The 609-nt window shown below is 43.8% G+C and carries 1 protein-coding gene; it reads right to left on the bottom strand.

What is annotated here, in order from left to right:
- Window positions 1-554 (bottom strand): aminotransferase class I/II-fold pyridoxal phosphate-dependent enzyme (locus ACS8FC_RS18990; RefSeq protein WP_439297934.1); only part of this gene is annotated, 554 nt, incomplete at its 3' end.
- Window positions 555-609: the final 55 nt, after the last annotated feature.

The following is a 609-nucleotide window of genomic DNA, read 5'->3' as shown; positions in this document are numbered from 1 at the left end:
CAGCCAAATCCAAGCTGTGTGCGTGCCCCAACGTCTTTTGGCACCGCGCGATAATCCCCCTTAAAGTCATTATCTGATGTACAGGGAACAAAGTGAGGCGTCGCTTGTGCCAATATTGCCGCACCTTCATATATTTGATAGAACGGATTGGGCATAACAACCAGAGGTGACCCATTAGATGCTGAAGAGGACGTGCTTTCGTTATCAGCGGTATCATGATTTATGACAGCTTGTACAAAGCTAAAAATGGCCTCACGAGTACCCATCACTGGCAAAACTTGGGTATTGGCATCGACGTGGCTAAGAAAAAAACGCTTCTCTAACCAGTGCGCAATCGTCTGACGTAACTCAAACATACCATTGGTGGTCGGATAACGACTTATTTTGTCCAAGTTTTCGCGTAGTACGTCCAGTACAAATGCTGGTGGCTCATGTTTTGGCTCACCAATACCCAGTTTGATTTCGCTGTAACCACTGGCAGGCTTACTGTCAGCGAGTAAGGTTGCCATCTTGGCAAAGGGATAAGGATGTAGATGCGCTAAGTTGTGATTCATAAGTGTGGTAACTATAATAGACAATTAATAATAAAGTTATAAAGAAAATTTACAT

The sequence above is a fragment of the Psychrobacter sp. 1Y4 genome (genome assembly GCF_051847555.1).
Note: the sequence above shows the minus strand (reverse complement) of the source record. Positions and strands in the feature narration are given on the sequence as shown.